The organism is Herpetosiphon sp., from assembly GCF_003512625.1.
GTDB lineage: Bacteria > Chloroflexota > Chloroflexia > Chloroflexales > Herpetosiphonaceae > Herpetosiphon > Herpetosiphon aurantiacus.
Genome location: NZ_DOPT01000012.1, coordinates 18,069 through 27,047 on the forward strand (window position 1 = coordinate 18,069; position 8,979 = coordinate 27,047).

Here is an 8,979-nt window from a genome sequence, read left to right on the forward strand (position 1 = left end):
GTAATTGATTGCCTGCCCTCTTTTTTCTCAATTGTTCTTTTGGAGGTTGTTTGATGTTAAAGCATCGCAAAATGTTGCTGATGGTGGCGTTGCTCACGCTACTGACCGTGCCATGGTGGCAATCCAAAGCCGCCCAAGGCAATAGTGTTAGCCCATTATTATTCCCATACAATCAAGCTTCGGGCATTAACTACAATGTGACCGATCTCACGCAGGCTTGGAACGAGTGGAAAAGCAACATGATCACCGCCAACAACGCTGGTGGCGGTAATCGGCTACGGGTGATGGGTGGGGTCGATAGCTCATCGACGGTTTCCGAAGGCCAAGGCTATGGCATTTTGTTTGCCTCGCTATTCGACGACCAAACCACCCTCGATGGGTTGTGGTTGTTCACCCGCGATCACCTTGACCCCAACGGCTTGATGCACTGGCACATTGGCAATCCTGGCCAATTGCGCGGCAGCTACGCCGCTACCGATGGCGATGAAGATATTGCTCTCGGCCTCGTCAATGCCTGTGTCAAAGTACGCAAGGGCGTTTGGCCAAATAGCAGCAATGGCTTAGATTATTGTAGCCTTGCCACCACCATGATCAACAATATTTACACCTATGAAGTTGATCACCCAGGCTCATCGCCAGTCGCTGGCTTGCCCAGCAACCCAGGCAACGAATTATTGCCCGGCGATGGTTGGAATTTGGCCCGCGATTATCCCGAAGGCATCGTCAATCTCTCGTATTTCTCGCCTGGCTATTTCACGGTATTTGGTAAATTCACGGGCAAGACCAGCGAATGGGAAGCCGTCAACACCCGCAATTATGAAATTACCAACCTCGCTCAATCGCGGCCAGGCAACTGCTCGAAGCTTGTGCCCAACTGGAACCAATATGATGGTGATGCCCAATTAGTTTCGTGGCAGCCCGAAGAATATGCTTGGTGGAGCTATGACGCTGCTCGCTTTGCATGGCGCGTTGCCGTCGATAAAGCTTGGTACAACACCGCCAGCTCACGCGAAACCATGAACGAAGTTGGGGGGTTCTTCAGTAGCGTGGGCATCGAAAATGTGCAGGCTCGCTATCGGATGAACGGCACATCAGTTGATAATTATCGTGGTGTGTTCTTCGTCGCCAATGCTGCTGCCGCAATTTGGGCCGCTCCTGCACCGCAAGCTATCAATTGTGGCGCGGCAACGGGCACGCTCAAAACCAGCCCGCAACAAGCCTACAATATGGTGTTGACCACCAAAGATTCGCCAAATTCATATTATGTCAATGCTTGGCGTTTGATGAGCATGTTGTTGTTGACTGGCAATTTCCCCAATATTTATGAATTGGCCAACGGTGTTACGCCAACCAACACGCCTGTGCCAACCAGTGTGCCACCAACTAACACGGCGGTTCCAACCAACGTGCCACCAACCAACACAACCGTGCCGCCAACCAGCACACCACGGCCAACCAACACCCCTGTCACAATCACACCGATTTTGACCCCAATTCCAACCCTGACCCCGATTCCAACCACGGTTCCGACCAGCGTGCCACCAACCAATACGCCAATTGCTGGGGCATGCCAAATTACCTACAGCATCAGCAACGATTGGGGTAGTGGTTTTACCGCCGATGTAAGCATTCGCAACAACGGCACAGCAATCAACAATTGGAATGTGCGCTGGAATTTCGCAGGCAATCAACAAATTAACAATCTCTGGAATGGAACTGTGAGCCAAACTGGCCAAGCAGTCAGCGTCAATAACGTAGGCTGGAATGGCTATATTGGTAGTGGCGGCACTGCCAGCTTTGGCTTCCAAGCCAGCTACAATGGCAGCAACCCCAAACCAACCAGTTTTAGCCTGAATGGCACAGCTTGTAGCGTTGCGCCATAGAATTGTTGGTATACTAGCCGTCGGTTTATTGCAAGGATGCAGTTTTGCCTGCATCCTTGTTTTTGTGTGTAGGAGCAACCTCGATGAAGCAAGCATTGCACTCGCGTTGGCTTATTTTGGTTATGTTGGTTGGTCTCGGCCTTAGCTTGCCCCGTCAGCAATCGGCCAGCGCCAATCCGCAAGCATTTAGCTTTCCCTATAATCAAGCTTCGGGCATTAACTACAATGTGACCGATCTCACTCAAGCTTGGAATGAATGGAAAAGTGCTCAAATTACCAGCAACAACGCTGGTGGTGGCGGACGTTTGCGGGTACTCGGCGGAGTTAGCAATAGCACCACGGTCTCTGAGGGCCAAGGCTATGGCTTGCTTTTCGCCTCATTATTCGATGATCAAGCAACCTTCGACGGTTTGTGGCTTTTCACTCGTGATTATTTTACCAGCCGCGGCCTGATGCATTGGCACATCGGCAATCCAGGCCAAATTAATGGCAGCGGCGCAGCAACCGATGGCGATGAAGATATTGCCATGGGACTGGTCAATGCCTGTATCAAAGTGCAACAAGGAGTTTGGCCCGCTAGCAGCAATGGCCTGAATTATTGCACGCTTGCCAGCACCATGATCAACAATATTTATACCTATGAAGTTGATCATGCTGGCAGCAACCCACCCGCCGGCTTGCCCAATAACCAAGGCAACGAACTACTGCCAGGTGATTCATGGTCAACCGCGACCGAATATACTCAAGGTATTGTTAATCTTTCTTATTTTTCACCTGGCTATAGCACGGTCTTTGGCAAATTCACCAACAAAAATACTGAATGGGCCGCCGTCAACACCCGTAACTACGCTATCACCAATTTGGTGCAAGCCAAAGCAGGCAATTGCTCGAAACTTGTGCCCAATTGGAATCAATATGACGGCGATGTGCAATATGTATCGTGGCAACCAGAAGAATCGGCGTGGTGGAGCTACGATGCAGCGCGGTTTGCATGGCGCATCGCGATCGACAAAGCGTGGTACAACACCAGCAACTCACGCGAAACCATGAACGAAATTGGTGGTTTTTTCAGCAGCGTGGGCATTGACAACATTCAAGCTCGCTATCGGCTTGACGGCACATCAGTTGATAATTATCGTGGCGTATTCTTCGTCGCCAACGCAGCGGCGGCAATTTGGGCGGCTCCAGCTCCGCAAGCAGTCAATTGTGGTGCGGCAACTGCCAGCCTCAAAACCACACCGCAACAAGCATACAATGCGGTGCTCGCCACCAAAGATACGCCCAACAGCTATTATCCCAATGCTTGGCGCTTGCTGAGCATGTTATTACTCACGGGCAATTTTCCCAATTTATATGAAATGGCCCAAAGTGGCACTGGCGGCACGGCAACCCCAACTATCACACCGACGATTACGCGCACCCCAACTGCGACAGCAACGCGGACTGCAACCGCAACTCCAAGCAACACCCCAACCCGTACCTCGACTGGCACACCAGCTACCATCACGATAACGCCTAGTCGCACCCCAACCGCGACAATAACCCCCAGCCGTACACCAACGGTTGTACCAAACCTCAATTTCCGAATGTATCTGCCATTTGCCAAATCGAATAGTTAAATACAAAACGGCGGCAGTTAGGTGGAACTGCCGCCGCGCTTCGAACTACGAATTAGGCAAGTTTGGGTTTGCGGGCTACAAATACAATACTTGTAATAAATAGCGCTAAACTAACCCCTAAGAGCAACCAAAACCCTAAACCTTGCACAACATCACGTTCTCCCGACAAACCAGCCGTCAATAAACCATGAAATGCCGCAATCAGAAAACTAACGATAATACTGAATACTCCAAAAACTTTCTTGCCAGTAAGACTCAATAAGGCAAATAAACCACCAACTGCCACCGCTGCCGCAATAATCATATAGAGTGTTTTGCTATCTTCTGGAACAAGCCCTTTAAGATCGCTACCAAAGGTCTGGAAAACGCTGATTGAAAAATCGGTTGTGGTACTTTTCAGATAAGGTAAGAATAAACCAACCAGCATCAAAACACCCAAAACTGCCATCACAATCGTTGAAATCCGTCGATTCGCCATGATTACGTTCCTCCATACATATTTATCTGTTGATGTAGGCACTATAATTGGCGAATGTGTCAATTTCTGTCACCGATTGAGCAATGGGAGTGTGAATTAGGTCACAGTAGATTTAGCGGCGTTTCAAACGGCCCAAAATCCGTCGTTGCCAAACTGCGGCTTCCGACGCACCCAAAACACTTGAACACCCAAAATAAACGGCAATTGCCAGTAAGCCATTGAAAACCAACGAGCCAAGCAAACGCCATAAACTCTGAGCTTGCGGCGCAATTTGCAGCCATGTCGCCAAATCGAATAATTGCAATTGCCAGCCTAAGCCCAAGCCTGCCAACGTAGCCAGTGCTAAACCCAACCAAATCGGCGCTTGACCAGCCTGCGGCCAGCGCTGCCGCCCCCAACGCCGCCAAGCATAATTCAGCATCAGCAGGCCAACAAGCAGCAAGGCCAAGACTGGCGCTTGCAACACCAACACCATTGCCAACGAACTCACCAGCGTAATCAGCAAGGAGCGGCGGAGTTGACCAGTCGCATCAAGATTGCCATTGCGTCGCCGCCACATCACCAGCAACAGCAGTAATTCGAGGTTGTTGGTGATGCTAAATGCACCTGCCAAACCAATATGGCTGGTGCTAAATTGGGTCAATAGCCAACACAGACCAATATTCAACGCTACGGTCACCACCCCAATCACCACTGGGATCGTGGTTTCTTGACGGGCATAAAAGCCACGAATCAGAATTTCGGCAGCGCCAAAGGCTGGCAAGGCGGTGGCATACATCATCAAGGCCTGCACCACCCACAAGGTCGATTGGCTATCGAAGTTGCCGCGTTGAAATAGCACCTGCACAATCGGCGTGGCCAGCATGATCAAGCCAGCAGCAGCAGGAATAATTGCCCATAAGACTGTGCCCAAAGTGTTGCGGGTGGTTTGATTAAAGCCCTCGTGATCGCCAGCAGCATCTAAACGGCTAAGTTGCGGAAACATCACGGTGGCCAAGCTGAGGGCAAAAATTCCATGCGGCAGCAACATTAACGTCAGGGCATTGCTCAACGCTGTGGCGCGGCCATCACCAAATAATTTGGCAAAACTAAAAATCGCAATTGTGTTGATTTGCATCGCTGCTTGTCCAAACACTCGTGGCCCCATCAGCAGGCCAATCCGGCGCAAGGCGGCATCGCGCCAGTTGAACAGCACACGATAGCGAAAACCTGAGCGATAGAGCACTGGCAATTGACAAACTAAATAAAGCAACGCCCCCAACACCACGCCCCAGGCGGCTCCTTCGATTGAAACTGGTTGACCATTATGCTCAACCACACTGATCGAGTGCTGCACCCAACCAAAGCGCACCAGCAACGGCCCGATCAGCACAATTCCGGCAATAATCGCCACGTTATAAATCACCGGAACCAAGGCTGGCAGGGTGAAATGGTCAAGCGCATTCAGCGTCGCCATTGCCAAACCACCCAAACCAAGCAACAACGGCGAGAGCATAAACAAGCGCACCAAGTAAATCGCCAAGCCCAGTTGTTCAGGCGTATAGGTTGGGTTGAGCCAACGCAGCAGCGGGTCGGCCAGCAACAAAATTGCCAACGATACCACACTCAGCACAGTCAATGCGGCGTTGATCACCAAATTTGCCACTTGCCAAGCGCGTTCATGGGTTTCCTTCGTATAGGCTTCGATAAAAATTGGAATAAAGGCCGTGCCCAAGGCTCCACCAATAATCACCAAGTACAACAAATCGGGAATTTGAAAGGCTGTGGTATAGATATCGCTAACGATATTTGTGCCAAAATAGCTTGATAAGACCGTTTGACGCACAATGCCAATCACACGGCTCAATAAATAGCCCAACATCACAATTGCGCTATTCAACAGGGCACTCATCGAGCGTTTACGTAACGGGCTTGGGGCTGGCGCGGGAGTCGTCGATAAGGACTCGTTGCTCATTTTGATTCTTTCTGGTATAATCCATCGTCGCGAAACCAAATTAGCCGCAGGCTGCGTGGCCTCGGCGTTTTCTTATGATACCAAACCTTCGAGGAGGTCACGTTGGCTAATACAGCTTCCGCCCGCAAACGTATTCGGACAAATGCTCGCCGCCATAACCGCAACGTCATGGTGCGCTCAGCACTCAAAACCTTGGTCAAAAAATCAGCCCAAAGCGTCAATGCCAAAAACGAAGCTAGCAAAGAATCATTGGCAGCAGCGTTGAAGGCGCTTGATCAAGCAGCCGCTAAAGGCATCATTCACAAAAACCAAGCTGCCCGCCGTAAATCACGGTTGGTTCGCCGATTTAACATTGCTAACGGCATCGGCACGCGCACCACTGTGCAATAAGCTGCGCCATTTTTAGCAATTCTCTGCAACGAAAGCCCTATTTTGGGCTTTTTTGCGTTAATCTGGGAATCAGTTGTTGGGGGTTGGGGGCTAGTTTTAACCACAAAGGACACGAAGGACACGAAGGCAGGCTTCTGCTTGGTATTCCTTCGTGTCCTTCGTGGATCACTATTTCATCCCTCATCCTTCATAATTCATCCTTATCAACCCTACTCATCATCGTCGTGTTGCTGTTTGGAGTTGGCAATGATCGTTTGGGCAACGCTATGTGGCACATCATCATAGTGATCAAGCCGCATCACAAAATCGCCACGGCCTTGGGTAATTGAGCGCAAATCGGTAGCATAACGCTGGCATTCAGCTAATGGCACGTGGGCTGTGATCAAGGTGCGACTATGGCCGATTTGCTCCATACCTTGCACTCGCCCACGTTTGTTGCCATTCAAATCGCTTAGAATATCGCCAACATATTCATCGGGCACATTGATTTTCAAGGCATAAATTGGCTCGATAATAACTGGGTTGGCTTTACGCGCGGCCTCGCGGAAGGCAAATTTACCAGCGGTTTTGAAGGCAATTTCTTTGCTATCGACGGGATGTTCCTTGCCATCGTAAATCGCTGCTTTCACGTCGATCACTGGATGGCCAGAAAGCACGCCCAAGGCCATCGATTCACGGATACCCTTTTCAATCGCTGGCCAGAACGACCGTGAAACCACGCCCCCCACAATCTCGCTGACAAATTCCAATGGATCAGCACGATTCGGGTCAGTTGGCAATGGTTCGAGCCGCAGCGAAATTTCGGCAAATTGCCCAGCCCCACCTGTTTGTTTTTTGTGGCGATAGGTGGCAGTAGCGGTGCTGCTGATGCGTTCGCGATAGGGCACGCTAGGTATTGCCAAATCAAAATGCACATCGAATTTGCGTTTGACTCGCTCGGCCACAAAATTCAGGTGGGTTTCGCTCAAACCAGCAAGCAAGGTTTCGCCAGTTTGGATGTCGCGTCCGAGGTGCAAGGTGGGGTCTTCTTCGACGATCCGATGCAATGCATTGCCCAACTTATCGAGGTCGTTTTTGGAATGAGGCGTAACTTTGGCGGTAAAAGCAGCTTCGGGGTAGCTAACACTGCGTAAACGTAAAGGGTTTTCAGGATTGTAAAGCGTGTCGCCGCTGAGCGTATCAGCGAGTTTGGCCACAGCTCCCAAATCGCCAGCGCTCACCGAGGAGACAGGCGTTTGCTCCTTGCCGCGCATCTGAAAGAGCTGGCCAATCCGCTCTTCGCGGCCTGTACGAGCATTACGCACCACTGAGTTGGAATGAATTTCGCCGCTAAACACGCGGAAGAAACTCAAGCGCCCAACATATTGGTCAACCAAGGTTTTGAACACTAAAGCGCTCAGTGGCTCATCAGCCTTGCCTTCAAGGAAATAATCATCATCGTTGCGCAAATCGTGGGCGGTCGTCAAGCGATTGGCCGCCGAAGGAATCGCATCGAGAATCCCATCGAGCAACTGGGGAATGCCCGAAAGCGTGGTGGCCGAGCCAATAAACAGCGGCATAATCGTATGCGCATTGATTGCCGCTTGAAAGCCTTGGCGAATTTCCTCGGCACTCAGGGCATCGGCTCCACCTTCTAAATATTCTTCGATCAGGTGGTCGTTGGTCATGGCGATTTTTTCGATCAAGCCATCGGCCATTTGCAGCGCTTCTTGGCGAATTTCGGCGGGAATTTCGGCAATTTCATACGCGCCATCTTTGCCATTGTGATGCAGCCATGCTTTGCGTTTGCGTAGCGACACGATGCCCTTGAAGTTGGCTCCGCTGCCGATTGGCATATGCACAGGCGTGATTGCCTCGCTCAACAGACCCTTGGCTTGTTCGACAGTCCGCTGGAAATTGGCATTTTCGCGATCAAGCTTGTTAATAAAAACGACCCGTGGGATATTCGCCTCACGAGCCATTTGCCAAAGTAATTCTGCGCCAACTTCCACCCCGCCAGCCGCATCGAGCACCAGCACCATCCCATCGATCACACGGAGCGCCGCAGCGGCTTCACCCCGGAAATCGGCATAGCCAGGCACATCGATAAAATTGAACTTGTTGCCATTCCATTCGATCGGAATCACCGAGAGGTTAATTGAGGCATGGCGCTTGACTTCATCGGGGTCGTAATCGCTAACCGTCGAGCCATCTTCGACGCGACCCATCCGTGGGAGAGCTTTGCTGGCGAAAAGTAGGGCTTCAGCGAGGGTAGTTTTGCCAGCACCGCCATGGCCAAAGAGGCCAATTGTGTGGATACGATCCGGACCGTACTCTTTCATAGAGACTCCTCCTTTGGAGTTACTTGAAACGACGACGGAATCAATGTGAGGTTGATTGTTTGTCGATTATAGCGCCGTCGTGGCCGAACGGCAAGCCTAGCTGAGCGCTGTGCTCAAATGAGCAAACAATCGAAACCCTCTTGATGTTGATTTAGGCTTTGAGCATACCACTTCTTAAAGTGGCAGAACGTTGCAGTTTCGCTACCGTTGGATACAAAGTAAAAATTTTTTAGGGCAAAGTGAGAATGGGTTTGCTATTGAGGTAAAATAAAAAAATGTTCTAAAACCACAAACGGCTCGCATAATGGAGCCGCTTGTGGGAGAGAAGAGAGAG

General features: G+C 50.7%; 6 protein-coding genes. 3 read left to right on the top strand and 3 right to left on the bottom strand.

Features of this window, described 5'->3' with window-relative positions:
* Nucleotides 1-53 precede the first annotated feature (53 nt).
* Both DEF47_RS02365 and DEF47_RS02370 read left to right on the top strand, forming a co-directional pair.
* Entirely contained in the window at nt 54-1,883 is a 1,830-nt protein-coding gene (locus DEF47_RS02365) for a glycosyl hydrolase family 8 (protein WP_012187854.1), read from the top strand.
* An 83-nt stretch (nt 1,884-1,966) separates the two neighbouring features.
* Nucleotides 1,967-3,502 (top strand): family 8 glycosyl hydrolase, encoded by a 1,536-nt coding sequence (locus DEF47_RS02370; RefSeq protein ID WP_012187853.1) that lies wholly within the window; start codon nt 1,967-1,969, stop codon nt 3,500-3,502.
* A gap of 52 nt (nt 3,503-3,554) precedes the next feature.
* Here DEF47_RS02370 and DEF47_RS02375 read toward each other — a convergent pair whose 3' ends face one another.
* The gene (locus DEF47_RS02375) at nt 3,555-3,980 is read right to left on the bottom strand and encodes a hypothetical protein (protein WP_012187852.1); all 426 of its coding nucleotides are present in this window, start codon (nt 3,978-3,980) and stop codon (nt 3,555-3,557) included.
* A gap of 112 nt (nt 3,981-4,092) precedes the next feature.
* Nucleotides 4,093-5,934 carry a murein biosynthesis integral membrane protein MurJ gene (murJ, locus tag DEF47_RS02380; RefSeq protein WP_012187851.1) on the bottom strand — a complete coding sequence of 614 codons (1,842 nt, stop codon included), beginning with the start codon at nt 5,932-5,934 and terminating at the stop codon, nt 4,093-4,095.
* 102 nt (nt 5,935-6,036) lie between these two features.
* Between murJ and rpsT the strand changes: the two genes are divergently transcribed.
* Nucleotides 6,037-6,324, top strand: a complete 288-nt coding sequence (rpsT, locus tag DEF47_RS02385) for a 30S ribosomal protein S20 (RefSeq protein WP_041303832.1) — start codon at nt 6,037-6,039, stop codon at nt 6,322-6,324.
* Nucleotides 6,325-6,533: 209 nt separating this feature from the next.
* On the opposite strand, the gene fusA is transcribed toward rpsT, so the two are convergent.
* Nucleotides 6,534-8,645, bottom strand: coding sequence for an elongation factor G (gene fusA, locus DEF47_RS02390; RefSeq protein WP_012187849.1), 2,112 nt, complete (start codon nt 8,643-8,645; stop codon nt 6,534-6,536).
* Between the last annotated feature and the right edge of the window lie 334 nt (nt 8,646-8,979).

What these genes read in the sequence shown, in the direction of transcription:
- DEF47_RS02365 (WP_012187854.1), top strand. Translation starts at nt 54, where the DNA reads ATGTTAAAGCATCGCAAAATGTTGCTGATGGTGGCGTTGCTCACGCTA.
- DEF47_RS02370 (WP_012187853.1), top strand. Translation starts at nt 1,967, where the DNA reads ATGAAGCAAGCATTGCACTCGCGTTGGCTTATTTTGGTTATGTTGGTT.
- DEF47_RS02375 (WP_012187852.1), bottom strand. Translation starts at nt 3,980, where the DNA reads ATGGCGAATCGACGGATTTCAACGATTGTGATGGCAGTTTTGGGTGTT.
- murJ (WP_012187851.1), bottom strand. Translation starts at nt 5,934, where the DNA reads ATGAGCAACGAGTCCTTATCGACGACTCCCGCGCCAGCCCCAAGCCCG.
- fusA (WP_012187849.1), bottom strand. Translation starts at nt 8,645, where the DNA reads ATGAAAGAGTACGGTCCGGATCGTATCCACACAATTGGCCTCTTTGGC.